Here is a 26,136-nt window from a genome sequence, read left to right on the forward strand (position 1 = left end):
CATTCTAGCGTTTTAAGTTTTAGTGTCAACCACTTTTTCAAACTTTTTCTTAAGCGTTTCCGCTTAGCTAGTTAACCTGTCGATTTAGCTTGAACCCTTGTGAGCCCTTACCCTGTCGACGAGGAGGCATTATAGAGATAGCGCTCACATTGGCAAGCGTTATTTTGAAAAAACTGCAAAAACAACGTTTAACAGGCTAACTTTCGCCCAAAGCCTTATTTATCCAACTTTACCCCAATTAAGCCAACAAAATATACACAGAGTTATCCACATTCGCTGTTTTTCACGCAAAAAAAGGCCGCTCTCGCGGCCTTTTTATCTATATATAGAGGGAAAAACTAAATCCCCGAACCATCTTGCTCACTATCGTCTTCGTGAAGACCACATTCACGCTTCAATCCAAAGAATCGAGTTTCTTCTTCACTCATACCTGGCTCCCACTTTTTGCTTGTATGGGTATCACCAACGGATAGATAACCTTCATCTCTTAGGGGATGATAAGAAAGTCCGTTTTGCTCTAGGTAATAATGAACATCTTTATTCGTCCAATCGATCACAGGCAAGAACTTAAACACACCATTTTGAATCGATAAGATTGGTAAACTTGCTCGTGATTTAGATTGCTCACGACGTAAACCTGAGAACCAAGTTCCTACTTCAAGCTCATCTAAAGCTCGCCTCATCGGTTCGACTTTATTTAGTTTGTTGTACTTCTCTATTCCCTCTATACCTTGTTCCCACAACTTGCCATAGCGCGCTTCCTGCCAGTTGGCACTTTCTTTTGCGCGATAGACCTTGAGGTTTAGCGTCAACTGCTCACTCAGCTGATCTATAAAACGATAGGTTTCTGGAAACAGATAGCCAGTATCAGTCAAGATAACGGGGATATCAGGCTTTTGCTCAGTAACTAGGTGCAACATAACCGCTGCCTGAATACCGAAACTAGAAGAAACAGCAAATTGACCTTCTAGGTTTTCAAGAGCCCAAGCTACTCTTTGCTGTGCAGTTAGCTGCTCTAACTCTGCATTAATTTGGCCAAGCTGGAGTATCTGTTCCGTCTTAGTTAATGAGAGAAGTTTCGCTAACTGAGGTTTAGAAGCGACAGAATCAAGCATGTAAATCCCTCATCGATACTTTTACCTCTTGGATGATTCCAGCACGAATTGCAAAATCACCAAACCCTTCACCCGTTTCACGTTCTTGCGCCCAACGACCAACCAGTTGATCGATCTCTTCAAGAATCTGCTTATCGGTAATGTTCTCTTTGTACATCTTTGGAATGCGTGTACCCGCTCGGTTACCACCTAGGTGGAGGTTATAACGTCCGGGAGCTTTACCGACTAAACCAATTTCAGCCAACATAGCGCGGCCACAGCCATTTGGACAGCCCGTCACACGTAAAATGATGTTGTCTTCTTCTGGTAAACCGTGCTTTTCAAGGATAGCTTCTACATCAGTGACAAACTGAGGTAAAAAACGTTCGGCTTCAGCCATCGCAAGTGGGCAAGTTGGGAAAGCGACACACGCCATTGAGTTTTTGCGCTGTTCACTCACACTATCATCAATTAAACCGTGTTCGCGGGCAATCTTCTCGATCTTGGCTTTTTGGCTTTTATCCACACCCGCAACAATTAAGTTTTGGTTGGCCGTCATGCGGAAGTCACCTCTATGGATCTTGGCAATTTCAGCAACCCCTGTCTTAAGAGGCTTACCCGGGAAGTCCAGTAGACGACCGTTTTCGATAAACAGTGCTAAGTGATGTTTACCATCGATACCTTCAACCCAACCGATACGATCGCCGCGGTCAGTAAATTCATAAGGTCTACTTTCAGCAAACTTAATACCAGCGCGCTTTTCTACTTCAGCTTTAAACACATCAATACCGACGCGATCTAAGGTGTACTTGGTTTTCGCATTCTTACGATTCGAACGGTTACCCCAGTCACGCTGAGTGGTAACGACTGCCGCTGCAACATCAAGCGTTTTGTCTAGCGGAACAAACCCAAAGTCATCGGCACGACGGGCATAAGTGGAAGTATCACCGTGGGTCATTGCAAGCCCCCCCCCAACTAACACATTAAAGCCCACCAGCTTGCCATTCTCACCAATCGCCACAAAGTTAAGATCATTTGCATGAACATCAACATCGTTCTGTGGAGGAATCACAACCGTGGTTTTGAACTTACGAGGAAGATAAGTCTTACCTAGGATTGGCTCGTCACCTTCTGTTGTCTCTACTTTCTCGCCATCCAGCCAAATTTCGGCGTATGCCTTAGTCTTTGGTAGCAAATGCTCACTAATTTTCTTAGCCCACTCATAGGCTTCTTGATGTAGCTCTGACTCAATTGGGTTAGTCGTACACAAGACGTTACGGTTAACATCACCCGCTGTGGCAATCGAATCAATACCAATACTGTTTAGAGTTTGGTGCATCAACTTAATATTCGGCTTAAGAACCCCATGAAACTGAAAGGTTTGACGAGTAGTCAGGCGAATGCTGCCGTAAAGAGAGTGCTCAGTTGCGAACTTATCAATCGCTAGCCACTGATCCGGTTTGATAATGCCGCCCGGCATACGAGCACGCAGCATAACATTATGCAGAGGTTCAAGCTTTTGCTTTGCACGTTCATTACGAATGTCACGATCATCTTGCTGATACATACCGTGGAAACGAATCAACTGAAAGTTGTCGGCAGTAAAACCACCTGTAATTCTGTCTTGTAGCTCTTGCTCAATGGTACCGCGTAAGAAGTTGCTTTGCGTTTTTAGACGCTCGTTATCAGAAAGCTTTCCTAACTCTTCGCCTAATACAAGCTGCTTATTATTCTCAGTAGAAAAAGTCATTAGTACACATCCCTTTGATAACGTTTCGCTTTACGTAGTTCGTTGATAAATTCTTCCGCATCATCGCGTGATAGCTGGCCTTGTTGCTCCGCAACATGAATCAAGGCTTCGTGCACATCTTTCGCCATGCGGGTTGCATCGCCACACACATAGAGGTAAGCGCCTTCTTGGATCCACTGCCAAACTTGTTCAGCGTTTTCCAGAATACGATGTTGCACATAAACTTTCTCTGCTTGGTCACGGCTGAATGCCACATCAAGACGATTTAGCACTCCAGACTTAAGGTACTTCTGCCACTCCACCTGATAAAGGAAGTCTTGCGTAAAGGTACGGTCACCGAAGAACAGCCAATTTTTACCTTCAGCATCTCGGTTATCTCGTTCTTGAATAAAGCTGCGAAAAGGTGCGATACCTGTACCTGGGCCAATCATGATCATTGGGGTATTGTCATCTTGAGGTAGCTTGAAGTTATTGTTGTGCTCAACAAACACTTTCACTTCACCACCTTCTTCTAAACGATGAGAAAGGAAGCTAGACGCGCCACCAAAACGCTTTTCATCTCCCTTGTTATATTCAACAACGCCTACTGTAAGATGGACTTCTTCATCCACTTCACTTTGACTAGAAGCAATAGAATAGAGGCGAGGGGTCAATCGGCGCAGCAATCCAACAAGTTCCTCAGCGGATAGTTTGGTTTTCTTTTCTGCCAGAACATCAACCACTTGAGTGTTAGTTGCGTATTCGCGTAACTTGTCTTTATCTTCCAATAACTTGAGCAATTTCTTGCTACCTGATAGCTCTGCAAACTTGCTCACAAGCTGGGGGTTTGCAGAAGTGATTTCGTACTTACTTACCAGCGCACTGTGGATGGAAATACTCTCACCATCAACATCAACACTTTCAACACCAGACAACCCAACTTTCGCCAGGATAGCATTTGCAAGAGCTGAGCTGTTTTCAAACCAAACCCCAAGGGCATCTCCGGGCTCATATGTTAAACCCGAGCCTTCAAGATCGATCTCTACGTGGCGTACATCTTTGCCTGAATCACGCCCTGTAATTTTTTGGTTCGTAAGCAGCGTCGCTGTATAAGGATGTTGCTTGTTATATGGAGAATGACCTAGTGCAGCCTGACCCACTGGAAGCTGTACAACTTCAGCCTCAGAATTAGAAGAGAGCGCTTCTTTGACCTTCCCTAGCGCTGATGCCCGCCACTCAGCAGCGAGCGCTTCATAGTCCACATCAAGATCGACTCGTTCAATAAACGATGTCGCGCCAAGTTTAGATAGGTAAGAATCGAAATCTTTACCCGTCTGGCAGAAGAATTCATAACTCGAGTCTCCCAGACCAATCACACCGTATTTCAGGTTGGGTAATTTAGGTGCCTTCTTAGACTGAAGGAATTCATGCAGCTCAATTGCATTATCTGGAGCTTCACCTTCACCGTTGGTGGAGGCAACAATAATGACGTGCGTTTCCTTCGCCAGATTTTTTCCTTTGTAATCGCTAGCATCAAACAGCTCGACAGCTATGCCTTGAGCTTTTGCTTCTTGCTCAAGCGCTTCAGCAACGCCCTTGGCGTTCCCCGTCTGAGAGGCAAAGATAATAGAAAGCTTGCCTGCTGGTTTTGCAGCTACAGCCGCAGCAGCCTGACTGATAGGTGCTGCAGCGCCTGCTGTTTGAGGTTGAACTTGTGATAGCCCCCAAAAATAACCACTGACCCACGCCAACTGTTGAGGTGACAGTTCTGAGACGGTTTGTTGTAGCGTATCCAGTTGTTGATCATTTAAAGGAGAAGCGACTGACGGTAATTCTTGTGGTGTGTTTCCTTGAGAGGACACGTTCTTGTTTAAAGACATGGTCTCGACATCCCTATTCATTGCGTGATGATAGATTAACCACTCCCTTTAATAACAAGAAAGAATAGAAATGAATGTTTTATAACTTTTGGAATTAAAGAAAGCCGAAAGTTTAAGCAGGCAAGCTTACTTCGCCTCAACGCGTACCTGTCTGAAACCGACAGCCATCGCAGACTTTGATGCTAGATCCAGATCCAAATAGTGACACTCTTCCCCATGGGAGTCGGTTAATAACACAAAGCCACCGCGAGCGTGGCGAAACTCGACAATCCATGTTCCTTCCTGAGCTGAAGGTTCAATGATGGCTTCAACTAACTGATTTTCTCGGTAAAGATTTCTAAGCTCATTGATAGTCATGAGAATCCTTCTCTAAAATTATTGATAAGAATCCTTAATAAGCATGGCCGAAAGACAAAAAACTGCTAAAAGAAAAGTGAAAATATAACTAATGGGCATAAAAAAACGCTGCGATATTACGCAGCGTTTTTAGAAAAATAATTCCGTTAGAAACTGTATTCAGCACCGACGAAGAAGCCGTTCGCCATCATGAAAGGTTTGCCTAAAGTACTCTCTTCCAACGTAGGTTTAAACTCATCGGACTCAAGATCAATAACACGATACCCTCCTCGGAAGGTGAGCGTGGAGTTATTCAATGGCATTCGATACTGCATGCCCGCCATTAAGTCAGTACTTTTTACACCGCTACTATCACCGAAATTCATCTCACCGATAATATCAAAGTTCGTGTCTGGCACTGTGATTTCAGCGTAACCATAGAAGGCCCACAGCAATTCATTAAAATCTTTAGTTTGGCCTGTTTCTGCATTCTTGTACTTTGTATTACTCATATCACTGAACGTAATACCAGCATCAAAATGCATCAGCTCATGTTCCATCACTTGGTAATATAACGTGAGATCAAGCTTATCAAACGCCATAAACTCGTTATCAACACTGGTGGTTCTGATTCGTGCATTCGGCACATATTTGATGTCGTGCTCGATCGCTGCATAAACGCTTGGAGTGACTTCTTTATCACGGCGGATTTCATTGACTTCTGTATCTACCCACCATGCTTCAGCCCCAACTTTTGCAACGACAGAACTTTCTGCCATTGCTGCTGAACTTGCCATCGATATCACAGCGGCAGTGCTCACTGCCAATGCTGATCTGTTCATCTATTTTAGCTCCCGAGCTCATTGAGGTTAGAGATATGAGAGCGATACTAGCACACCCACACAACGATTTATGTCAAATTACTGCGTGGATTAACGATGGCTGTACACGTAGTTTTTAAAGAACCAAATACCCACCGCGATAACAATCAACCACGGAATCAGTTTAATCACCGCACCGACCATACCGAGTAGCACCATGACCATCAAAGCAAACCCAGCCGCAGCAAAAACCGTGAACATGGTAAGACCTGTCACCAACAATGTTGCAATAAAGACCAATACAAAGATGAGTTCAAACATATCTTTCTCCTTAGTTAGCTTTCACATAGCAGAAAGCAGGCCAAGTTAAAGAAAAATACATAAGAATTTGATTTTAAACAAAATAAAAAGAGACACCTCTTCAGGCGTCTCTTTTATTGATTTTCTTGATTGGTAAAATAAACCAACTTAATACTATTAAGTGGTAAAATTTACACATTCAATTCTTTAGGAATTTTACTCAATGCTGTCTCAACAACCTCAATGCCAGAGCCTGGCTTGTGAGCATTTTCACTGATATAACGACGCCATTGACGCGCCCCCGGCATATTCTGGAACAAACCCAACATATGACGAGTAATATGGCCAAGATATGCCCCTTTCTCTAGCTGGCTTTCAATGTACGGATACATCTCTTCCACAACTTGAGTGCGCTTCTTGACAGGCTTATCTAATCCAAAAATCTGCTGATCAACTTCCGCTAGAATATATGGATTCTGGTATGCTTCACGGCCTACCATAACCCCATCAAGATGTCTCAAATGCTCCTTGCTCTCTTCCAGTGTCTTAACACCGCCATTAATGGCAATTGTCAGGTGTGAAAAATCTTTCTTCAGCTGATAAGCACGTGGATAATCAAGCGGTGGGATCTCACGATTCTCTTTTGGGCTTAGACCAGAAAGCCAAGCTTTGCGCGCGTGAATAGTAAATTGCTCACAGCCCCCCTTCTCGGAAACCATTGATACAAAATCGGTCAGAAACTCATAAGAGTCCTGATCATCAATACCAATACGAGTTTTTACCGTCACTGGAACATCCACGACATCGCGCATTGCAGCGACACATTCTGCCACCAGCTGTGGTTCTGCCATCAGACACGCACCAAAACGACCATTTTGCACACGATCAGACGGGCAACCAACGTTGAGGTTGATTTCATCGTAGCCGCGATCTTGCGCCAATTTCGCACACGTTGCCAAATCCTGAGGGTTTGAGCCACCTAACTGAAGTGCTACCGGATGTTCTTCCTGGTTATAGGCCAGAAAATCACCCTTACCATGAATAATCGCCCCCGTCGTCACCATCTCGGTATAAAGCAAAGTTTCGCTCGTTAGCAGTCGATGGAAGTAGCGACAATGCCTATCCGTCCAATCCAACATGGGTGCAATGGAAAAGCGGTTGGCCGCGTATTTACTAGTATTGTCAGGTTTCATAAGGTGTTACTCGAAATCTTATACCACTGCTATGTATGAATATTCACTATCACAACTAATAGCAAGTTTTGCCAGAGCGTGAGCTTCAAAGTGGCGTGGTCAAAAATAATCGGTGGATTATACACAGACAAGAAAAAACATTCAGGAAAAGAGTGTCTCAAAGTGAAGGGATAAGCGTTGTGCGGCGCTTTTCGGACTAGACGGTGACAGCATCAATATCGTTGAATTAATGTACCAGTCCTCATGATAAGGGGAAAACAAGTCAAGAATAGAAAGTAAACTTCAAAAAAAATGCTGGCCGAAAATGAATTGAAGGCCAGCACCGTTCCATGAAGCATATGAAATGATTGATAAATTACCCATAGGGATCTTTATCGTAGTAAAATTAAATATGAGTTCAATTTCATATTGGTTTTTTCGTTATTCATCGCACGATTTTGCGTATTACACCTAGATTTAGAGTCGCGTCCCCACATAAACCACTTCGAATATGTGAACTCAATCATCTTGGATTACATAAGGTCCACGCAAAAAAAAGCTGGCCCTTGGAGTTATCGGCCAGCATAAATATCTGAATTAAATGAAAGATACATGAATGTTACAGTTTCATATCATCCCGTTTAGGGACGGAATCAACCATACGGTAAGAGCAATAAGAGCACAAGCGCATATGTAACTTAATTAAGCAGAAAGCTATGTTTTTACCTATTACACTACTCAGCACACAAATGAGCACATATTAACTAACTGAAAACTCTAAACTAGTATTAATAAAACTACCTACATGTACATCTGAATACATCCCCTTAAGCTTATTTACCAGCAGGCTCACCATTCCTAATCCTGAGTCTGACTTTATCGGCAAACTTGTACATGCTTCACTGTTCATGAATTTGAATCATCTGGTTGGTTAATTAACGCTGCAACTATTTATAAATATTCACTATTCTATCTGTTGATACATATTAAGAGCGCATAGTAGAAGGATTTACTCTTATGGTCTCTGAAGCATTAGATAAACCCACCATACTGGTGGTCGATGATATTCCAGACAATATCCATACTCTGTCTGGTATTCTTTCCGATGAATTTAAGATAAAGGCAGCCACCAGCGGTGCGAAAGCGCTCAAAATAGCCAATAGCTCTCCACGACCTCATTTGATCTTACTCGATATCATGATGCCAGAAATGGATGGCTATGAAGTGTGCTCGATTCTAAAGTCCAACCCACTCACTTGCGATATTCCCGTGATCTTTGTGACTGCTAAAGCGGAAGTGATGGACGAGCAAAAAGGCTTTGAGATTGGTGCTGTCGACTACATTACCAAACCTGTCAGCCCACCCATAGTCAAAGCTAGAGTAAAAACACACATCGCACTGTACGATCAAAATCTAGCGTTATCGGTTCAGGTGAAACAGCGGACTGAACAACTGGAGCGCAGTCGCCTTGAAATCATTCAACGCTTGGGCCGTGCCGCTGAATACAAAGACAATGAGACAGGCATGCACGTTGTCCGCATGAGTCATTACTCACGTATTCTGGCTGAGCAACTGGATGTCAGCAAACGCTGGGTAGAGCTGGTTTTTCAAGCTTCGCCAATGCACGACATCGGCAAAATTGGCATCCCTGATCATATTCTAGGTAAACCAGGGAAACTCGATGGTGATGAGTGGGCAGTCATGCAAAAGCACGTCAACTTCGGCGCTGACATTATTGGAGACAGTGATTCGCTGTTGCTGCAAATGGCGAAAGAAATTGCCCTGTATCACCATGAGAAATGGGATGGCAGTGGTTACCCACATGGCACTCAAGGAGAAGCCATTCCTTTAAGTGCCCGAATTGTCGCGATTGCCGACGTGTTTGACGCTCTAACCAGTGAACGACCCTATAAGAAAGCTTGGCCTGTTGAAGAGGCAGTGGCGCTGCTTGAAGAAGGCGCTGGCGCGCATTTTGACCCCAATTTAGTGCCTATTTTCATCAGCCAACTAGATGAAATCCTAAAAATCAAAGAGTCCTTTAAAGACGAATTTTAAGCGCTTCGGCTAAGGTAGAGAATGAATCAAGTACAAGACTATGCGCTCGATTCTAAGCGCATTCTTACCGGTTTTGTCATTGCCTCTGTCATGTTGCTGGTGGTCGGCAGCATTGGATGGATGAGCCTCAATCAACGCTTTGAGACCGTGGAGCAATATGCAGGTAATGCCCAGCTATTATCAACATTAGATAGTGTGAAAATGCTTGAACAGAGCTATATTCGCCTGCCTCAAGATGAGCTCTCTGATGATATTTACCACCAAATAGATAAAGCACAGGCTTTATCAGAGATCGCCATCGCCAATGGGATTGATGCACAAATTACAGATGCACTTGTCGATTATCGCCAAGATTTTACCCAGTACATCCAACTCAACCAGAGCGAAAACACCACACGTAAGGAAATGACAAGTGTCGCCGAGCAAGCAGCTGATGCCATCGATGCCCTGCAACAACTGCACGAAGAATTCGTAGAAAATGGCATCGTGAGTATTGAAGCGTTGCGCGATCAGGTCGATGAAGATTCTGATAACGCAATACGAGCACACTGGTTAGTCGGTTTAATTGCCAATTCACAAAACCATCAGAAGTCATATGTACTCACTAAAGACCAGCAGGAGCTCAACCAAGCACAGTTTGAGTTGAAGAAAATCGACCAGCTCATTAACTTACTGGAAGATAAACTGACCGAACAAACCAGTATGAACAAACTGACACTGGTTAAAAACGCCAAAAACCGTTATTTAACGTCATTAGTCCAACTAAGAAGCTGGTCCAACATCGGCGACAAAATTCAACAAAGCATTCTCAGCCAAGTCAATCGCTCTGGTGATGAGATGGCGCGCTCAGCCACCGACTTGCGTAACCATCTTCAGGATATCCTCAGAACATCGCAACAAGCGGTTTCTAGCACTCAAATAGCCATCAGTGAACGTCTGACGGTGAGCTCTAATTTACTCGTTCTCCAGTCTTCGATCAGTGAAGCACAACAACTTGATCGCGACTATTCATTGTCACTTTCAGCAACGCGCCAACAAGCGATTGCTGACCAAGTAAATGATTATCTTGAGTATTCCCTGCGTCTGCTCGATAACCTATCAGCTCAAGTGCCGACCGATGAAGAAAAGATCAATGTCAACCAAATACAAACCCTGACCAACAGCTACTACACTCTGTTCAATCAATTAACTTCAGCGCGCAGTATTACCTCACAGCAAATCGCTCAGCTAGAAGAAACATACGAACGATTACAATCTTTCATTCAACCTGTCTATCAAGAACAACTCAATACGGTGGAAAGTTCCGGTGCCATTGCCCGCTATCTGGCTATCGGTGGCGCTATCTTTGTAGTGACCTTACTGCTACTTGGCTTACTCGCCCACAAGTCCTATGCTGCACTAGAACGTTTCGCTGATAAATTGTCACTGGCAAGAGATGAAGCCGATGCGGCAAACAAAGCGAAATCGGACTTTCTCGCCAATATGAGTCACGAAATCCGCACACCAATGAATGCCATTATCGGAATGAGCTATCTCGCCCTGAAAACAGACCTTTCTAAAGCGCAACGTAACTATATCCAGAAAGTAAAACTTTCCGCCGATTCTCTTCTCGGTTTGATCAACGATATCTTGGACTTCTCAAAAATTGAAGCGGGTAAACTGGATATCGAAAGCGTCGATTTCCATCTGGAAAATGTTCTCGACAATATTTCTAACCTCGTTGGTTTACGTGCCTCCGAGCGCGGACTGGAACTGTTGATCCATATTGATCGCGATGTGCCCACCGCCTTAGTCGGCGATCCTCTTCGTCTTGGGCAGATCCTGATTAATTTGGCTAACAACGCCGTCAAGTTTACCGAACAAGGTGAAATAAAAATCAGCATCACTCTAGATAAAAAAGAAGGCGACAATATCACCCTCAAGTTCTCTGTGTCTGACAGTGGGATCGGCATGACATCGGAACAATGCAATAAACTGTTTAACAAGTTTACTCAGGCAGATAGCTCAACCACACGCAAATATGGAGGGACAGGTCTTGGCCTAGCTATCAGTAAAGAGCTTTGTCAGCTGATGGGCGGAGATATTGATGTGGCCAGTGAGCAAGGTAAGGGCTCTACCTTCACCTTTACTGTCCAACTAGGCGTTAGTCATGCATTGAAGCAAGAACCATTATTAGTACCGAAAGAACTCGGCCAGTTGAAAATTCTGGTGGTTGATGACAATGCCAGCGCACGATTGATCGTAGAAGACATTCTTCAATCCCTTCAGTTTGAAACCACCTGCGTCACCAATGTCGATAGCGCTCTGGATGAGTTAGAAACAGCGATCACCAATGAACAACCTTATGATTTAGTGATTTCGGACTGGCAAATGCCTGTCAAGGACGGCATCGATTTAGCGGAAATCATGTGGGGCAGACTAGCGGAACCAGCTCAGCCAAAACTCTTAATGCTAACAGCCTATGGCCGCGAAGAGCTAACCGATGCCTTCATCCAGCGCCAGCTAACACCACCATCAATTCTGGATAAACCTGTCACCTCCTCACATCTTTTCGATGCCATTGTGACGCTATACGGCGTTGAAGGCAGTCGCGTAAGCCGAAGCGATGTAGAAGAGCAGACACAGCTCGCCAATGCTCAACAACTGGCTGGGGCAAAATTGCTGCTCGTCGAAGACAATGAGATTAACCAAGAGCTGGCCACTGAACTGCTTGAAGGCCAGCAAGTTCATGTCATGGTGGCTGAAAATGGGCAGGTTGCTGTCGATCTCTATAAGCGCCATGACTTCGATGGCATCCTGATGGATTGCCAAATGCCTGTAATGGATGGTTATGAAGCCACGGAGTTCATTCGTCAGAAGCTCGACGACCCACATATCCCCATTATCGCTATGACGGCTAACGTTATGGAGCGAGATAAAGAAAAAGCCAAAAAAGCAGGCATGAATGACATTATCGCTAAGCCTATCGATGTTGGCGCTATGTTCAGTACCCTAGCAAAATGGATTACACCTAAACATCCGCAACAGTTAGTGATGGCAAAGGGGCAGCCCACCAAGCAAGTCCCCGACATTACTGGACTCGATATAACATCGGGATTGACTCGTGCCAGCGGGAATGCAGATTTATACATCAGACTCATTCTGCGTTTTGCCAGTACTTATGCCGATCCCAAAGCGGTAGAAATTGCCATCTCTGATGCAGACAGCACGACACGACAACGCAATATTCATTCTTTGAAAGGCGTTGCTGGTAACATTGGAGCAACGACCCTGCATGAACTTTGTCAAGAACTCGAACAGGACAGCAAAAATCGAGACTTACGCCAGCGTGTCATCAAAGTACTGGCTACCTTAGTCAACAATATCCATTCCAGTCAGCTAACGAGTGAAAAGCCAACTCCCTCTTTAACTGAAGAGACGTTCAATGAATCACTATTTAACCAGCTCAAGCAGGCCGTGGATGAAAACGACACCCACGCCCTTTCGATCATAAACGATATCACGTCAAGCTCATTAGTTGGGTTATCTGAATCTGATTTTACCCAGCTCAACAGTGCCTTGGAGGAGTTTGATTTCGAATTAGGCCAGGAGATTTTATCCAACAGAGCGCACACAGTCAGTAATGCCAATGCGCCGTAACAGTATCGTTTTATTAACAGATAAGGTAACTTATAGCACTTAAAGCAGATCCAGTTACCGTAACCACAATTAGATAGGTTAACTCACTGACTGTATTATCAGAAAATGCCTCTTGATAAACGAAATCCGTCAAGAAATGGTATATTATTACTAAAGTCCAATGGTTATGGTGAAAGATTTGGACCACAAGCTAATAAAGCAGATTGAAGAAATGTGTGCATCACGAGGGGTTAGACTAACGCCTCAAAGAAAAAGGGTTTTTGAGCTCATTTGTTCAAGCCCCAAAGCATCAAGCGCATACGAGTTATTGGAAGAGCTAAAAAAGAGTGAACCGCAAGCGAAACCACCAACGGTGTATCGCGCACTCGACTTTCTTTTAGAGCAAGGGTTTATCCATCGTGTTGAATCGACCAATAGCTTTATTCAGTGCAGCTCTTGTAATGCTCATAAGCACTACTCACATTTACTGATTTGCGATAAATGCAGTAATGTTATTGAACTCCAAGATGAGAGCTTGATAGCTTTACTGGAAAATAACGCAGAAAAACATGGCTTTACGATCACAAACCACGTGATTGAATCTCATGGCATTTGTCAGTCATGTTCAAATGAACAGACGGAATAAGAATAGAAGAAGATTATGCGCGCTGAATTTGTAAACCCGTTTTTAGCTTCTCTGATGAACGTTCTAAAAACGATGGCTTCTCTGGAATTGAAGCCACAGAAACCTCGAGTAAAAAAAGATGAAATTGCTCGCGGTGATGTTTCAGGTTTAATTGGGATGGTAGGTCAGCAGACACGCGGTTCTATGTCTATCACATTTGATGAAAATCTGGCTCTAGAAATTATGCAAAACATGTTAGGTGAACGCCCTAACGGTTTGAATGACGAAATTACCGACATGGTGGGTGAAATCACTAACATGGTCGCTGGTGGTGCAAAACGCATCCTTTCCGAAAGCGGCTTCGATTTCGATATGGCAACGCCAATCGTAGTATCAGGCAAGGGCCACACCATCCGCCACAAATGTGAAGGCGCGATCATCATCATGCCATTCACATCTCAATGGGGTAACGCGTTTATCGAAATTTGTTTCGAATAACACGCCCCTGACAGATAAAGAAAAAGCTTCCTTGGGAAGCTTTTTTGCTTTATGCGATGATGTTTCTCTGCTTAAGCGCGGTTAAGCAATCCTCCACTAACGCATCGATGGATTTCTCACCCGCAAGCAAGTCAATGTCAGGGGCTAGTGGCGCTTCATACTCAGAATCAATCCCAGTGAAATTAGCGATCTCTCCCGCGCGAGCTTTTTTGTATAGCCCTTTAGGATCACGCTGTTCACATACTTCCAATGATGTATTGACGAAGACTTCAAGGAACTCCCCATCTGGCAGTAAATCTCTTACCAGTTGACGCTCAGCACGATGCGGGGAAATAAAAGCAGACAAAACAATTAACCCCGCATCAGCCATCAATTTGGCTAGCTCACCAATACGCCGGATGTTCTCACGGCGATCCTGCTCAGAGAAACCAAGATCACTACACAAACCATGACGCACATTGTCACCATCGAGTAGATAAGTGTGATAGCCCTGCTCTGCCAGTTTGTTTTCCAACGCTCCTGCAACCGTCGATTTCCCTGCGCCAGATAAACCTGTAAACCAAAGCACAACCGGTTTTTGTTGCTTTAGTTTGGCTCTGAAAGCCTTATCAATATTATGCTGATGCCAAACAATGTTTTCATCTTTGGTCGGCGTTTCCGTGGTCATAATTCTGTCCTTAAAACGGGAAAAATTGAGGGATCAAAGCCAATACCAGCACCGAGTAAACAATGGATACTGGAATACCGACTCTGATGTAATCTGCAAGCTTATAGTTACCTACGCTGTAAACGAGTAAGTTGGTCTGATAACCATAAGGTGAAATAAAGCTGGCACTGGCACCAAACAGTACCGCCATAATGAATGGCATAGGGTCGACGCCATAGCCAATTGCCATACTGTAGCCAAGTGGAAACGCGAGCGCGGCAGCTGCATTATTGGTCACCAGCTCGGTCAGTATTAGAGTAAACAGGTAAGTCGCTACCAAAGCGCCAAATGCCCCCCAACCATTGAAGGTTTCCATAAACATCGCGCCCAATGTGGCGGATAAACCAGAGGACATCATCAGCTGGGCGATCGATAAAGCAGAGCCGACAATGACAACGATATCGACAGGAAAGCGACGTCTAAGCTCTCCCATCTGAATCACGCCGAAAAACATCGCCGCAAGAAGAAATACCGACAAGCCTTTAATCAATGGAACAACATTCAGCAAAGCTGCACCAATCACGCCTGCAAACCCAAGTAGTACTAGGCTTGATTTATTCACATCTAGACGAGCACTCGAATCTAGGTCATTGACTAAAACAAACTCTTTGCGGTGCGCCTTACGCTCCTGCTCGAAGCGTTTTCCCGGCGCTAACACCAAAGTATCACCGGCATTGAGTTCTATATTACCCAATCCACCCTGCAATCTTTCGTGGCCACGACGAATAGCGACGACAACCGCATCAAAGCGATCACGAAAATGGCTGGACTTGAGAGTCTTATTGCAGAAGCTAGCCGAAGAGCTCACCACCACTTCAACAAAGCTCTGGCCGTTGAGGTGATGTTGACCAAACAGCGTCAAGCCTTGAATTTCCTGAAGTGTCGCAACGCTTTCGATATCACCACAGAACAACAAGCGATCTTTGGCCTGTAAGACAAAATCCGGTTCCACCGATGCCATGGTTTTACCACCACGTATCACTTCCGCTAGGAACAGTTTTCTCAATGCACGTAGGTTGTTTTCACTGATGCTCCGCCCAACCAAAGGCGAACCTGGTTCAACAATCGTTTCCAGAAAATATGGCAACTCTTCCTGATGTTTATCTTCATAGTTTGGCAGTAAGTAACTCAACGGGATCAAGATCAACAAGCCCGCCACCAGTACAGATAACCCGATCATGGTTGGCGTAAAAAAGCCAAGACTTGGCAATCCTGCATCTTCGACAAAGCTATTGATGATCAAGTTGGTTGACGTGCCAATCAAGGTCAGTGTACCGCCAAGGATCGCAGCATAAGACAATGGTATCAGTAGCTTTGATGGTGCATGAGTTTGATTGCGCTTGATGGCGCCGATCAAAGATACCACCACAGCGGTGTTGTTAGTAAACGACGAAAGCAATGCCGTCGATAAGCCCAACTTAGCGACAACAGCGCCAAGCTTACCTGTCGATAAGGAACGGCTGACCCAACTAATCAGCCGTGTTTTTTCCAACGCGCTGGAGGCAAGAATCAGCAACACCAGCGTTAACAGAGAGGAATTGGTAAAGTTAGTGGCAACATCACCAAGTTCAATCATGCCCGCAAGAAACGCTATAAACGCTGCTCCTGCAAATATGAAACTTGGCTTAATTCGTGTTGTGATCAGGCACGTAACGATACCTAACAACACTGCCAACACGAATCCTTGCTGCCACATCATATTCTACCTGCTCCGCTCGGTTAGATTTTCGCATCCCACTCTGGGAAGTGCTTAAGAATCAGAGCTTTTAGCTCGTTTTCGAAAGCCCCCATTCGCTCCTGAGGAGAACGCTGACGCTCAGCCAAGGCATCGCGAACCAAACCCGCACCTACGGTTACATTAGTCAGGCGATCGATGATGATGAAGCCACCGGTATCTTGCACGGCATCGTAATTGTCGATGGCGACCGACTCATTCAATGTCCACTCACACAAACCAATACCATTCAGTGGTAGCTCTTCTGCTTTGTGCATAGACAGGTTGTTGATGTCGTACTGGTGACGAATGGCTTCAACGCGGCCTACCGTCTTCTTGCCCGCAATCTTCACATCGTAATCACGGCCAGCCTGCAATGGCTGTTCAGTCATCCACACCACATCAGCAAGCAGTCGGTTACTTGACTCAACTTGAGCATGTTCAAGTACGATCAAGTCACCACGACTGATATCGATCTCATCTTCCAATGTCAGCGTTACCGCAAGACCCGCTTGAGCTTGCTCTAGGTCGCCATCAAAAGTCACAATACGCGCCACTTTCGAACTCTTACCTGAAGGCAGAGCTTTGATGCGGTCACCTACTTTGACATTGCCTGAGGCAATCGTGCCCGCAAAACCACGGAAGTCGAGGTTTGGACGATTGACATATTGGACAGGGAAACGGAAATCCCCCTCTTCTTTAACCTGGTCAACATCGACATTTTCTAGAAGATCGAGTAAAGATGGCCCTTCAAACCAGCTCAGGTTATCACTCGCTTCCACCACATTGTCGCCCTCTAGCGCAGACAGTGGAATGATCTGAATATCGGTTTCGCCTTGTAGGTTTTCTGAGAACGACAGGTATTCGTCACGGATCTCTTCAAAGCGTTGTTGTGAATACTCCACCAGATCCATCTTGTTCACTGCCACCACAAAGTGCTTAAGGCCAAGCAAGTTTGAGATGAAAGAGTGACGACGAGTTTGATCCAATACCCCTTTACGCGCATCAATCAAAATGACTGCAAGATCACAGGTCGAAGCGCCTGTCGCCATGTTGCGCGTGTACTGCTCATGCCCTGGCGTGTCGGCAATGATGAACTTACGCTTCTGGGTAGAGAAATAGCGGTATGCGACATCAATCGTGATCCCCTGCTCACGCTCAGCTTGCAAGCCATCAACCAACAACGCTAGGTCTGGACGTTCACCGGTGGTACCGACACGCTGGCTATCCGAGTGAACGGCGGCCAACTGATCTTCATAAATTTGCTTTGAGTCGTGGAGTAGACGACCAATCAATGTACTTTTACCATCATCTACTGAACCACATGTGAGGAATCTAAGTAGCGATTTGTGTTGATGCTGAGTCAGGTAACCTTCGATACCAAGTTCAGCTAATTGAGCTTCAACTGCACTGTTCATAATCTTTCCTTAGATCCTTAGAAATAACCTTGTCGTTTCTTCAATTCCATCGATCCCGACTGATCGTGGTCGATCGCACGGCCTTGTCGTTCACTTGATGTCGCAACCAGCATTTCTTCAATAATGCCCGTCAGTGTATTGGCGTCTGATTCGATCGCTCCGGTCAGCGGGTAGCATCCTAAAGTACGGAAACGGACGTTTTTCTCTTCAATCACTTCACCTGGTTGTAGCTTCATTCGCTCATCGTCCACCATAATAAGCATGCCATCACGCTCAACGACTGGACGCTTATCAGCTAGGTAAAGCGGAACAATTTCGATGTTTTCCAAATAGATGTATTGCCAGATATCTAGCTCAGTCCAGTTGGATAGTGGGAACACACGGATGCTTTCACCTTTGTTGATCTGGCCGTTGTAAGTACGCCATAACTCAGGACGCTGATTCTTTGGATCCCATGTATGGTTCTTGTCACGGAAAGAATAGACACGCTCTTTCGCACGAGATTTCTCTTCATCGCGGCGCGCACCACCAAAAGCCGCATCAAAACCATACTTATTCAACGCTTGTTTAAGACCTTGAGTTTTCATGATGTCAGTATGCTTGGACGAGCCATGTTCGAATGGGCTACATCCCATCGCAAGACCTTCTGGGTTCTTATGAACCAAAAGCTCAAAGCCGTATTTTTCTGCGGTTTTGTCGCGGAATTTGATCATCTCCTTAAACTTCCAGTCGGTATCGACGTGAAGTAGAGGAAACGGGATCTTACCTGGGTAAAAAGCCTTACGAGCAAGATGCAGCATGACTGAGGAATCTTTACCGATGGAGTACATCATCACCGGATTATCAAACTCTGCGGCAACTTCGCGGATAATATGAATACTTTCCGCTTCTAGCTGCTTGAGATGGGTTAAACGTTCTTGGTCCATGTTAGTGCTTCCTTTGCGGCTCACTGGGAGCGTCTGACAAATTCTAAATAAATGGGCATTACGCGAATTGGCGCTGTTGTAATGGTTCTTGCTGTGTTCCAAACCACGTTAATTTTTCTGATAAAGACACCACTTCACCAATCACGATCAGTGACGGTGACTCAGCATCTTGAGCAAGGGTTGCCAGCTGTGACAGCTGACCTTTAAAAACTTTCTGACAGGATTGTGTTCCGCGTTCGATGATCGCAATCGGAGTGTCTGGAGAGCGGCCATGTTCAATCAACTGACCTTGAATGTATTCAGACTTCATCAGCCCCATATAAATCACCAGAGTCTGATTGCCACGAGCCAGCGTTGACCAATCCATTTGGTCACTATCCGCTTTAAGGTGGCCTGTGATAAACATCGCCGTCTGCGCGTAATCACGATGCGTCAATGGGATGCCGGCATAGGCAGTAGCACCAGCAGCAGCGGTAATGCCAGGCACAACGTGGAACGAAACGCCTGCATCGGCCAAGACTTCCAGTTCTTCACCACCACGGCCAAAGATAAATGGATCGCCACCTTTGATACGCACAACACGATGTCCTTGTTGAGCGAAGTCCACCAGTAGCTGATTGGTTTTTTCTTGAGGAACACTATGATGACCAGCACGCTTACCGACACAGACTAAGATCGTATCGCTCGGTACTAGTGCCATGATTTCATCGGAGACTAAATAGTCGTAAAGTACAACATCCGCCTGCTGTAAAAAGCGCAGTGCTTTGATGGTCAGCAATTCAAGATCCCCCGGGCCAGCACCAATAAGCGCTACTTCACCCGGGGTCAACACACTCTTGCCAATACTCACTGAAGCAACAGCTTGGTCTTGCTCTGCTCGTGGGTTGTTGAGTGGAAATTGAGAAACTGTATCCTTGCTCGCCATCATGTAATTCCTTTCCTATCGCTGAAAGCATTATGGCGCTCTAGATATATTACCTGAAATTCTAAAATTTCATTTTTTATACCTTTTTCTGATAAGACTAGAATGCAATATGGTTAATGCTGAGGTACAGATGAGATCTACCAAGCAGAACGGCATAAAGTAATCGCTCTAGGTCACAGTTTATTAATGAGTGAAATATCCGTTGCACATCGTTTTGTTACATTATGCTGCGTCTCACAATAACGCTATCGGAGCTTATAAAATGAAAGTCGCAGTGAAACCTCTTTCGATTGCCGTACTGGGTGGCATGCTAACTATGGCTGGCCCTGCTATGGCTGAAACGATCAAATTACGCATCGTAGAAACCACGGATATTCACACTAACGTCATGGACTACGACTACTACAAAGATAAACCGACTCAGAAAACCGGTCTGACTCGTACAGCAACGCTGGTTAAGCAAGCTCAGGCCGAGGTAGAGAACAGCGTACTGGTTGATAATGGTGACCTTATCCAAGGCAGCCCTATGGGTGACTACATGGCCGACAAAGGCATCAAGCCAGGTGAAGTACACCCTGTTTACAAAGCGATGAACCAACTAAACTACGATGTCGGTAATATCGGCAACCACGAGTTTAACTATGGTCTCGAGTTCCTTGCAGAAACCATCAATGACGCTGACTTTCCTTACATCAGCGCAAACGTGTTTGATAAGAAAACAGGCAAGCACTACTTCAAGCCTTACATCATCAAAACTCATACTTTTAAAGATGTTGATGGCGTAGAACATGAAATCAAAGTGGGCTACATTGGTTTCGTCCCACCACAAATCATGGTTTGGGATAAGAAAAACCTAGAAGGCAAGGTATTTGCGAAGGACATCAAAGAAACAGCAGAAGAGCTTGTCCCTCAGATGAAAAAAGAAGGTGCTGATGTGATCGTTGCCATTCCACACTCTGGAGTAGCATCTGATCCTTACAAAGCAGGTGCAGAAAACTCAACTTACTACTTATCAGAAGTTGAAGGCATTGATGCGATCGCCTTTGGTCACTCACATGCTGTCTTCCCAGGTAAAGGCTTTGACAACATCCAAGGTGTGGATAATCAACAAGGTACCATTAACGGCGTCGCTTCAGTCATGCCAGGCCGTTGGGGCAGCCACGTTGGCGTTATTGATTTAGAGTTAAAGGAAAAACAAGGAAAGTGGACCGTTGTTAAAGGTCAGTCTGAAGCTCGTCCTATCTATGACGAAGTGGCCAAAAAATCGCTGGCTAAAGCCGACCCTGACATGGTGAAAGCACTAGAAGCAGACCATAAAGGTACTCTGGATTTCGTCAACCAGCCGATTGGTAAAGCTAATGATGTTATGTACAGCTTCCTAGCTCTGGTACAGGATGATCCAACCGTACAAATCGTTAACCTAGCGCAAAAAGATTACGTTGAACGCTTCATTCAAGGCGACCCTGATCTTTCTGATATTCCAGTTCTTTCGGCCGCAGCGCCATTTAAAGCAGGCGGTCGTAAAAATGACCCAGCAAACTTCACTGAAGTAGAGTCAGGGCAGCTTACTTTCCGTAACGCAGCTGACCTTTACCTATACCCGAATACGCTTGTTGCGATGAAGGTCAAAGGCAAGGAAGTGAAAGAGTGGCTTGAGTGTACAGCGGGCCAGTTCCAGCAAATCGATGTGAACAGCACTGCACCGCAGCAACTGATCAATTGGGATGGCTTCCGTACTTATAACTTTGATGTCATTGACGGTGTTGAATACCAGATTGATGTGACTCAACCCGCCAAATATGATGGTGACTGTAAGCTGGTTAATGAAGGCGCTGAACGTATCGTTGGCTTAACTTACCAAGGTAAGCCAATCGATATGGAGCAAGACTTCCTAATCGCGACTAACAACTACCGTGCCTACAGCAACAAGTTCCCAGGTACTGGTAGTGAGTTTGTCGCGTTTGATTCTCCGGATGAAAACCGCTCTGTTATTGCTTCTTACATTAGCCGAGTAAGTAAAGAAAAAGGCGAAGTCACGCCAAGCGCAGACAACAACTGGACATTCGCTCCAATTAAGTCTGACAACAAACTCGATATCCGCTTTGAAACATCACCAAGTGACAAAGCAGCAGATTTCATTGAGAAGAAAGGTCAATACCCAATGAAACATGTCGCTACAGACGAAATTGGTTTTGCGGTTTATCAGATCGACCTGCAAAAGTAAGCATGTGATATAGCTTTCAAGCCGCGATGTCTATCGCGGCTTTTTTTCATCACAAGTTAGCGAATCATACTTATTCGGTTAGAATTCTAAGCATGTTTTAGTTGATGATAAAAATTCATGCAGCCCACCGAACGCTTTACGGAACAGCTCCAAGCCACAGGCTTCAATCACGATGAAATAGCCCAATTGCTTGACTCTGCTCAGCTTATTGAGCTCCCAACCCGGCATATATTGCTTCACCAAGGTCAACTCGCCGACGAGATCTTTTTCCTCATCGAAGGAATTTGCCACTCCGCCTATCTCACTGATAAAGGTAAGGAATTCAGCAAGGAATTTTACTGGGAACACGACTGGATCATCGGCTTCGAAAGTTTAATCAAGCAACAACCTTCGCCATACCTTCTCGAATCTCTGACCTCTTGTGTGCTCTTCTCACTTCCAGTAGAAACACTTCGCCAATGGCGCAGTCAAAAACATAGCGTGTATCTCAAGCTACTAGAAACTCAGTTGATGTACAAAGAGAACAAAGAACGCTTTATGCTGTTGTATACCCCAGAAGAACGTTATGAACTGTTCTGCCAGCATTACCCGCACTTGCCTGAAAGGCTAACCGACTATCAGATAGCCGCCTACCTAGGGATTACACCGATTAGCCTGAGCCGAATTAAAAAGCGAATGCAAAGTTAACATTTGTTAATGCTGTCAGGGTTCATCACTGTTAACTTAGGTCTTCATAAGAACCAAACCGAGCAACGCTATGATCACCTGGCAACTTCTTCCTTTTGACCAATTAACCACTCGCCAGCTATACCAATTACTTAAGCTGAGAGTCGATGTCTTCGTCGTCGAACAAACCTGCCCTTATCCTGAACTGGATGGCAAAGATAGCTTAGAAAACGTACATCATTTAATGGGCTACAAAGAAGACGAACTGGTTGCTTGCGCACGACTTCTACCGCAAAACGTCAGCTATCCTTCAGTCAGTATTGGTCGAGTGGCTACCGCGCAAGCTCACCGCGGTGACGGGTTAGGCCATCAGTTGATCGAACAAGCGCTATTAGAATGTGACAAGCTGTGGCCGGGACAAGATATTGAGATTGGTGCTCAGGAACATCTAGAAACGTATTACAACCGCCATGGTTTTCAGCGCACCTCCGAGATGTACCTAGAGGACGACATTCCACACATCGACATGAAGTTTAGTCGGTAGTTATGACCGGGTTCTCTCCTCAAGCCATTGCTCTGTGGTTACTGATTGCAGGTAATCTCACGGCATCACTGTCAGATGTGATGGTCAAATTGCTTGATGGTAGCGTGAGCCCGTTTCAGTACATTTTTATTCGCCAGTTAATCTCAGTGGCGGTGATCTACCCGCTGTGGAGAAAAGAAGCACAGACCACACGCCAACTGCATTCACCTAGCCTCAATATCTTTCGCGCTCATCTCGTTTTGATTGGCAGTGGTTGCATGGTGGTTGCCATCACTCATATGCCCCTAGCCAGTGCAAATGCCGTGTTCTATGCCGCACCTTTGTTAATGCTGCCCATTTCAGTGTTGATGATGGGGGAAAAACCTTCTCGTTCCAAAGTGCTCGGCACACTATTAGGTTTTGTTGGTGTGCTGATTGTTCTCAGACCTTCACAATTTCATTGGGCTACCTTTTTTGCACTCGGTACGGCAACCACGCTGGCGTTGTTTAATGTTTCAGCACGTAAACTGCCCGAGCAACAGTCCATGATCAGTACCTTGTTTTGGACTTCACTGCTATCACTTCCCGTTGCGGGCATTCTGGCCGTTTGGTCGTGGCAAGCAATCAACGCCTCCCAGTTGGGATTAATCGCTGCTGGAGCACTTCTTATTCTTATTTATAATGGCCTGGCTGTGCTGGCCTACAGAAAAGCGCCAGCCGGGGAGATAGGTTTAGCAGAGTATTCTGGATTAGTGTTTGTCACTCTGTTTGGAATCTGGTGGTTTAACGAAATTCCGGATTGGATTACTGCCATGGGAATCATGCTGATCATCGCCCCTTTGCTACCAATAAGGCGACGATTTCGACAGCGTATTGTAAACAGTTAACTACTTACTACGTCCAAACCCACCATCAGACAAACGGAAGAACATCACCGACTTAGCGCTTTTCTCAAGTTGAAGAATGTCTAAGCTACCGTCATCCGCCAATTTAAAGCGCACCAGTTGACCCGCTTTAATATAGCTCAGTGGCTTATCACTGCCTTCAACACGAACTAAAGCATTTAAATCCGCCATCGCTAAGTCATTATTGCGAAACACTTGAGCTAGCGTATCACCTTTCTTAACCGTATATTCTTGCCAAACCTCAGACTTTAAGCTGTCCTGCTGCTTAGAAGACTGCTCACTCAAGCCTGTGGTATTGATATTCACTTGAACACGCTGTTTTGATGACGGCTCTGATTGTGGCTGATCAATTGTCGGCTCAGGAGTAGGAAGTATAAGCAAGAGGAAAACGACAGGGACCAGAATCATAAGCGCACGCTGGTGTAGTTTAGGCAAACGAGACCAAGCCTGCTTGGCTTGCTCAACCATACCTTTCCAATCCACCTGTGAGAATTTTTGCTGGATTATCTCAGCATAATCTACCTGTTTGGCTTTCTTCTTTCTGCGATTCACTGTACTAGGTCTCCCAAGATCTATGACTACAAGTATAAAAACGAAGCGCACTCTAGTATAGGAATTTTCAATGAGTTAGGTAATACGTAGGTTAAATTTGCCAATATCAACCGAAAAGTAAGAGGTAAATCCCACATTGCAACACTTGTCGTTGCTTCAAAGCGAGCCCATTTCATCCCAGCACTAATGCTGGTATCCTGTGCCACCTCAATACATCAAAAATAGAGAGACATCATGTCTGAAGTTAAATTTGAAACTGTAGAACAGAAAGCAAGCTATGGCATTGGTCTACAGATGGGCCAACAACTGGCAGGTTCTGGTTTAGAAGGTCTTAATGTTGACGCTATCGCGGCAGGTATCGCAACGGCTCTAGTAGGCGACATGCCTGCAATTGAAATCGACGAGATCAACGCAGCACTTCAAGATCTGCATCAACGTGCTGAATCTGCTCGTCAAGAAGCAGCAAAAGCAGCAGCAGCTGATGGTGAAACCTTCCTAAAAGACAACGCTCTACGCCCAGAAGTAACGGTTCTAGAGTCAGGTCTACAGTATGAAATCCTTACAGAAGGTACTGGTGAAATCCCAACTTCAGACAAGCAAGTTCGTGTTCACTACCACGGTGAGCTAACAGACGGCACTGTATTCGACAGCTCTGTGTCTCGTGGTCAACCGGCTGAGTTCCCAGTAACTGGCGTGATCAAAGGTTGGGTTGAAGCCCTGCAGCTAATGCCTGTTGGTTCTAAGTGGAAACTATACATCCCGCAAGACCTCGCATACGGAGAGCGTGGCGCTGGCGCAGCTATCCCTCCATTTGCTGCACTAGTATTCGAAGTAGAACTATTAGACATTCTGTAATTCAAAACGAATTCAGTATTCTTAATAAAGCGACGCATTGCGTCGCTTTTTTTGTCTACACTGGTAGTGTTTTGCTTTATCCCTCAAGGAATCACTATGAACAAAGCCTTAGTACTACTTCCAATTATCCTTTCAACAAGTTTCTCCAGTTACGCATTTCTCAATCTCGGAAAAGAAAACATCGACTCAAACGCGTTAACTGGCCTACTGAGCGAAAAAATGTCAGGCACTCAAAGTCAATCACCATTGACTGACGCATTGGCAAGCAACCTATCAATCAGCGCAGAGCAAGCCGCAACAGGCTCGGCAGCGCTGCTATCTTTGGCTCAGAATCAACTGCCCGCGAATCAAAGCGCTGAACTAACAGAATCTATACCAGGTCTATCGAGCTTGTCTTCGCTGGGCGGGATAACAGACCAAGTCCAATCAATAAGTGCAGTGAACGATATTTTTGCGAAAATAGGGCTAGAGTCATCAATGATCAGCCAGTTCACGCCAATCATACTCGAGTACTTATCGGGACAAGGAGCCAGCTCTGGGTTAATGGCGTCTCTAGAAGAGCTGTGGAAAGAATAATAAGAGTCAAATAATCAG

23 protein-coding genes are annotated in these 26,136 nt (G+C 45.1%); 10 read left to right on the forward strand and 13 right to left on the reverse strand.

The annotated features are described in order from the left end of the window. Positions 1–338: 338 nt before the first annotated feature. From CTT30_RS13870 to dusA, 7 genes are all read right to left on the reverse strand, one after another. Entirely contained in the window at positions 339–1,115 is a 777-nt protein-coding gene (locus tag CTT30_RS13870) for a phosphoadenylyl-sulfate reductase (protein ID WP_004743371.1), read from the reverse strand. Then, entirely contained in the window at positions 1,108–2,844 is a 1,737-nt protein-coding gene (gene cysI / locus CTT30_RS13875; RefSeq protein ID WP_252035432.1) for an assimilatory sulfite reductase (NADPH) hemoprotein subunit, read from the reverse strand. The genes CTT30_RS13870 and cysI overlap by 8 nt, the downstream gene beginning before the upstream one ends. After that, entirely contained in the window at positions 2,844–4,703 is a 1,860-nt protein-coding gene (locus tag CTT30_RS13880) for an assimilatory sulfite reductase (NADPH) flavoprotein subunit (protein ID WP_252035433.1), read from the reverse strand. The genes cysI and CTT30_RS13880 overlap by 1 nt, the downstream gene beginning before the upstream one ends. A 126-nt stretch (positions 4,704–4,829) precedes the next feature. Beyond that, entirely contained in the window at positions 4,830–5,060 is a 231-nt protein-coding gene (locus CTT30_RS13885; protein ID WP_239838676.1) for a hypothetical protein, read from the reverse strand. A 146-nt stretch (positions 5,061–5,206) separates the two neighbouring features. Continuing rightward, a complete protein-coding gene (locus tag CTT30_RS13890) occupies positions 5,207–5,881 on the reverse strand; it encodes a TIGR04219 family outer membrane beta-barrel protein (protein ID WP_252035434.1) in 675 nt (224 codons plus the stop codon). Positions 5,882–5,971: 90 nt separating this feature from the next. Further along, positions 5,972–6,181, reverse strand: a complete 210-nt coding sequence (gene pspG, locus CTT30_RS13895) for an envelope stress response protein PspG (RefSeq protein WP_006963183.1) — start codon at positions 6,179–6,181, stop codon at positions 5,972–5,974. 170 nt (positions 6,182–6,351) lie between these two features. Next, on the reverse strand, positions 6,352–7,353 hold the full coding sequence (gene dusA / locus CTT30_RS13900) for a tRNA dihydrouridine(20/20a) synthase DusA (RefSeq protein ID WP_252035435.1): 1,002 nt from the start codon (positions 7,351–7,353) through the stop codon (positions 6,352–6,354). A gap of 996 nt (positions 7,354–8,349) precedes the next feature. Between dusA and CTT30_RS13905 the strand changes: the two genes are divergently transcribed. From CTT30_RS13905 to CTT30_RS13920, 4 genes are all read left to right on the forward strand, one after another. Next, entirely contained in the window at positions 8,350–9,387 is a 1,038-nt protein-coding gene (locus CTT30_RS13905; protein ID WP_252035436.1) for a response regulator, read from the forward strand. Between the two features lie 21 nt (positions 9,388–9,408). Continuing rightward, positions 9,409–13,026 carry a response regulator gene (locus tag CTT30_RS13910; protein WP_252035437.1) on the forward strand — a complete coding sequence of 1,206 codons (3,618 nt, stop codon included), beginning with the start codon at positions 9,409–9,411 and terminating at the stop codon, positions 13,024–13,026. 166 nt (positions 13,027–13,192) lie between these two features. After that, positions 13,193–13,651, forward strand: coding sequence for a zinc uptake transcriptional repressor Zur (gene zur, locus CTT30_RS13915; RefSeq protein WP_239838671.1), 459 nt, complete (start codon positions 13,193–13,195; stop codon positions 13,649–13,651). 15 nt (positions 13,652–13,666) lie between these two features. Then, positions 13,667–14,128, forward strand: a complete 462-nt coding sequence (locus CTT30_RS13920) for a chemotaxis protein CheX (RefSeq protein ID WP_006963190.1) — start codon at positions 13,667–13,669, stop codon at positions 14,126–14,128. 49 nt (positions 14,129–14,177) lie between these two features. Here the strand turns inward: CTT30_RS13920 and cysC are convergent, their stop codons facing one another. Genes cysC through cobA form a run of 5 tightly spaced genes read right to left on the reverse strand, consistent with a single transcriptional unit; the run spans position 14,178 to position 19,817 of the window. Then, on the reverse strand, positions 14,178–14,795 hold the full coding sequence (cysC, locus tag CTT30_RS13925) for an adenylyl-sulfate kinase (protein WP_252035438.1): 618 nt from the start codon (positions 14,793–14,795) through the stop codon (positions 14,178–14,180). Positions 14,796–14,805: 10 nt separating this feature from the next. Further along, complete coding sequence (locus CTT30_RS13930; RefSeq protein ID WP_252036653.1) at positions 14,806–16,530, reverse strand: SLC13 family permease; 1,725 nt, start codon at positions 16,528–16,530, stop codon at positions 14,806–14,808. A gap of 23 nt (positions 16,531–16,553) precedes the next feature. Beyond that, positions 16,554–17,966 (reverse strand): sulfate adenylyltransferase subunit CysN, encoded by a 1,413-nt coding sequence (gene cysN, locus CTT30_RS13935; protein ID WP_252035439.1) that lies wholly within the window; start codon positions 17,964–17,966, stop codon positions 16,554–16,556. Positions 17,967–17,983: 17 nt separating this feature from the next. Further along, positions 17,984–18,892 (reverse strand): sulfate adenylyltransferase subunit CysD, encoded by a 909-nt coding sequence (gene cysD / locus CTT30_RS13940; protein ID WP_006963194.1) that lies wholly within the window; start codon positions 18,890–18,892, stop codon positions 17,984–17,986. 58 nt (positions 18,893–18,950) lie between these two features. Then, entirely contained in the window at positions 18,951–19,817 is an 867-nt protein-coding gene (gene cobA, locus CTT30_RS13945; protein ID WP_252036654.1) for a uroporphyrinogen-III C-methyltransferase, read from the reverse strand. A gap of 262 nt (positions 19,818–20,079) precedes the next feature. Between cobA and cpdB the strand changes: the two genes are divergently transcribed. From cpdB to CTT30_RS13965, 4 genes are all read left to right on the forward strand, one after another. Beyond that, the gene (cpdB, locus tag CTT30_RS13950) at positions 20,080–22,041 is read left to right on the forward strand and encodes a 2',3'-cyclic-nucleotide 2'-phosphodiesterase (RefSeq protein ID WP_239870323.1); all 1,962 of its coding nucleotides are present in this window, start codon (positions 20,080–20,082) and stop codon (positions 22,039–22,041) included. 117 nt (positions 22,042–22,158) lie between these two features. Then, positions 22,159–22,728 (forward strand): Crp/Fnr family transcriptional regulator, encoded by a 570-nt coding sequence (locus CTT30_RS13955; RefSeq protein WP_252035440.1) that lies wholly within the window; start codon positions 22,159–22,161, stop codon positions 22,726–22,728. Positions 22,729–22,798: 70 nt separating this feature from the next. Continuing rightward, entirely contained in the window at positions 22,799–23,251 is a 453-nt protein-coding gene (locus CTT30_RS13960; protein WP_252035441.1) for a GNAT family N-acetyltransferase, read from the forward strand. Positions 23,252–23,253: 2 nt separating this feature from the next. After that, positions 23,254–24,117: a DMT family transporter gene (locus CTT30_RS13965; RefSeq protein WP_252035442.1), complete on the forward strand. Its 864-nt coding sequence runs from the start codon at positions 23,254–23,256 to the stop codon at positions 24,115–24,117. On the opposite strand, the gene CTT30_RS13970 is transcribed toward CTT30_RS13965, so the two are convergent. After that, complete coding sequence (locus tag CTT30_RS13970; protein ID WP_239838665.1) at positions 24,118–24,687, reverse strand: LysM-like peptidoglycan-binding domain-containing protein; 570 nt, start codon at positions 24,685–24,687, stop codon at positions 24,118–24,120. A 234-nt stretch (positions 24,688–24,921) separates the two neighbouring features. Here CTT30_RS13970 and CTT30_RS13975 point away from each other — a divergent pair, with 234 nt between their 5' ends. Both CTT30_RS13975 and CTT30_RS13980 read left to right on the forward strand, forming a co-directional pair. Further along, on the forward strand, positions 24,922–25,542 hold the full coding sequence (locus CTT30_RS13975) for an FKBP-type peptidyl-prolyl cis-trans isomerase (protein WP_239838664.1): 621 nt from the start codon (positions 24,922–24,924) through the stop codon (positions 25,540–25,542). 96 nt (positions 25,543–25,638) lie between these two features. Continuing rightward, positions 25,639–26,118 carry a DUF2780 domain-containing protein gene (locus tag CTT30_RS13980; protein ID WP_252035443.1) on the forward strand — a complete coding sequence of 160 codons (480 nt, stop codon included), beginning with the start codon at positions 25,639–25,641 and terminating at the stop codon, positions 26,116–26,118. Positions 26,119–26,136 lie beyond the last annotated feature (18 nt).

The organism is Vibrio coralliilyticus (genome assembly GCF_024449095.1).
Classification (GTDB): domain Bacteria; phylum Pseudomonadota; class Gammaproteobacteria; order Enterobacterales; family Vibrionaceae; genus Vibrio; species Vibrio coralliilyticus_A.

Excerpts from the sequence above, each read along its gene's own strand:
- CTT30_RS13870 (WP_004743371.1), bottom strand. The coding sequence starts at position 1,115 with ATGCTTGATTCTGTCGCTTCTAAACCTCAGTTAGCGAAACTTCTCTCA.
- dusA (WP_252035435.1), bottom strand. The coding sequence starts at position 7,353 with ATGAAACCTGACAATACTAGTAAATACGCGGCCAACCGCTTTTCCATT.
- CTT30_RS13905 (WP_252035436.1), top strand. The coding sequence starts at position 8,350 with ATGGTCTCTGAAGCATTAGATAAACCCACCATACTGGTGGTCGATGAT.
- CTT30_RS13890 (WP_252035434.1), bottom strand. The coding sequence starts at position 5,881 with ATGAACAGATCAGCATTGGCAGTGAGCACTGCCGCTGTGATATCGATG.
- CTT30_RS13920 (WP_006963190.1), top strand. The coding sequence starts at position 13,667 with ATGCGCGCTGAATTTGTAAACCCGTTTTTAGCTTCTCTGATGAACGTT.
- cysC (WP_252035438.1), bottom strand. The coding sequence starts at position 14,795 with ATGACCACGGAAACGCCGACCAAAGATGAAAACATTGTTTGGCATCAG.
- cysD (WP_006963194.1), bottom strand. The coding sequence starts at position 18,892 with ATGGACCAAGAACGTTTAACCCATCTCAAGCAGCTAGAAGCGGAAAGT.
- CTT30_RS13965 (WP_252035442.1), top strand. The coding sequence starts at position 23,254 with ATGACCGGGTTCTCTCCTCAAGCCATTGCTCTGTGGTTACTGATTGCA.
- CTT30_RS13955 (WP_252035440.1), top strand. The coding sequence starts at position 22,159 with ATGCAGCCCACCGAACGCTTTACGGAACAGCTCCAAGCCACAGGCTTC.
- cysN (WP_252035439.1), bottom strand. The coding sequence starts at position 17,966 with ATGAACAGTGCAGTTGAAGCTCAATTAGCTGAACTTGGTATCGAAGGT.
- CTT30_RS13930 (WP_252036653.1), bottom strand. The coding sequence starts at position 16,530 with ATGTGGCAGCAAGGATTCGTGTTGGCAGTGTTGTTAGGTATCGTTACG.
- cysI (WP_252035432.1), bottom strand. The coding sequence starts at position 2,844 with ATGACTTTTTCTACTGAGAATAATAAGCAGCTTGTATTAGGCGAAGAG.
- cobA (WP_252036654.1), bottom strand. The coding sequence starts at position 19,817 with ATGGCGAGCAAGGATACAGTTTCTCAATTTCCACTCAACAACCCACGA.
- pspG (WP_006963183.1), bottom strand. The coding sequence starts at position 6,181 with ATGTTTGAACTCATCTTTGTATTGGTCTTTATTGCAACATTGTTGGTG.
- zur (WP_239838671.1), top strand. The coding sequence starts at position 13,193 with ATGGTGAAAGATTTGGACCACAAGCTAATAAAGCAGATTGAAGAAATG.
- cpdB (WP_239870323.1), top strand. The coding sequence starts at position 20,080 with ATGAAAGTCGCAGTGAAACCTCTTTCGATTGCCGTACTGGGTGGCATG.
- CTT30_RS13960 (WP_252035441.1), top strand. The coding sequence starts at position 22,799 with ATGATCACCTGGCAACTTCTTCCTTTTGACCAATTAACCACTCGCCAG.
- CTT30_RS13975 (WP_239838664.1), top strand. The coding sequence starts at position 24,922 with ATGTCTGAAGTTAAATTTGAAACTGTAGAACAGAAAGCAAGCTATGGC.
- CTT30_RS13885 (WP_239838676.1), bottom strand. The coding sequence starts at position 5,060 with ATGACTATCAATGAGCTTAGAAATCTTTACCGAGAAAATCAGTTAGTT.
- CTT30_RS13910 (WP_252035437.1), top strand. The coding sequence starts at position 9,409 with ATGAATCAAGTACAAGACTATGCGCTCGATTCTAAGCGCATTCTTACC.
- CTT30_RS13880 (WP_252035433.1), bottom strand. The coding sequence starts at position 4,703 with ATGTCTTTAAACAAGAACGTGTCCTCTCAAGGAAACACACCACAAGAA.
- CTT30_RS13980 (WP_252035443.1), top strand. The coding sequence starts at position 25,639 with ATGAACAAAGCCTTAGTACTACTTCCAATTATCCTTTCAACAAGTTTC.